The 1165-nt window shown below is 64.6% G+C and carries 2 protein-coding genes; both read right to left on the bottom strand.

Going from position 1 to position 1165, the window contains the following annotated elements:
- Window positions 1-404, bottom strand: a 404-nt coding sequence (locus EN991_RS37070) for a Bax inhibitor-1 family protein (protein ID WP_206519341.1), incomplete at its 3' end; no start/stop codon positions are given.
- A gap of 227 nt (window positions 405-631) precedes the next feature.
- A partial coding sequence (locus tag EN991_RS37065; protein ID WP_127370568.1) for an FtsX-like permease family protein occupies window positions 632-1165 on the bottom strand: 534 nt, incomplete at its 5' end.

Here is a 1165-nt window from a genome sequence, read left to right as displayed (position 1 = left end):
GTGTAGACCAGGAAGATCGAAGACAGCGACAGGCCGACGAGACCGGCATAGACCCAGAACGTCGTCTGCGCCGCCGAAACGCTCATCGACTGGACGCGGAACGACAGGAACAGAACGGCGGCCAGCGGCGCCAGCATCACCACCCAGCGCAGCGGCGAGCCGAAGATCGCGTAGCCGAAGGACGTCAGCATCTCGCCGCTCGGCAGCGTCGCGACAGCCGAAGCCGGATCGGTGGTGGTGGCCAGCATGATCGTGCCGACAGCGGCAAGACCGGTGATGAGGAGGCCAAGCCCCATCAGATTGTAAACCTTGATCATGTAGGCGCGCAGGCCCTGATCGATGTCGGCACCGACGCCGACGCCGGGCACGGCGCGCATCTGGTAGTTGCGAATGGGATCAGCCATTGTAGTCCTCTATTGCTTCTGCCCCGTCCGGTGTCAGGTCCTTCCGGACCCAGGCGCCGCTGGCAGGGCTCCAGCATGCCTGTGGCGAAATATGATGGTTATTCGCGTCAAGAACAAGACCGTAACCGGATGTAACGGTTCGTGAGAGGGCGAAGCGCCGATTCCTCGGCTTTTCGGACGGCTTTCTTACCAAGATTTAATCCAGGATGCCCGTTCCGGGCCTGTCGTCACAGGTTGCGCAGCACCGGTGCTGCCTTGTGGCCGAGCACCCGCCAAGTGCCGGCGAGACCAATGCCGACCGTGATCACCAGCGAAAACAGAATGGTTGCCACCGCCACCTCCGGCATGAAATGCGACGGCAAAGTCATGATGCGCGCGACGACGAACCAGGCGGCTGCGCTGCCCGCCGCCAGCGCGAAAATGGCGGTGGCCAGCCCGATCAGCATATATTCGAGCGAGAAGGCCGATATCAGCGTCGTGCGTGTCGCGCCCAGCGTCTTCAACACCACCGCATCATGGATGCGCGCCCGGTTGCCGGCTGCAAGCGCGCCGGCCAGCACCAGCACCGAAGCGATCAGCGCCACGCCAGCGGCCGCCCGGATCGCCGTGCCGAGCTGCCCGACCAGCCGGTTGACGACGTCGAGCGCGTCCTTGACCCGCACCGTCGTCACCGCCGGGAAGGCGCGGGTGACGGCGTTGAGGATGCGGGCGTCGTCGGCCGTCGATGCACTCTTTTCGGTCAGCGTCGCCATCCAGCCATG

Origin of the sequence: Mesorhizobium sp. M7A.F.Ca.US.005.03.2.1, assembly GCF_003997795.1 — a bacterium.
In the GTDB taxonomy this organism is placed as follows: domain Bacteria; phylum Pseudomonadota; class Alphaproteobacteria; order Rhizobiales; family Rhizobiaceae; genus Mesorhizobium; species Mesorhizobium ciceri.
Note: the sequence above shows the minus strand (reverse complement) of the source record. Positions and strands in the feature narration are given on the sequence as shown.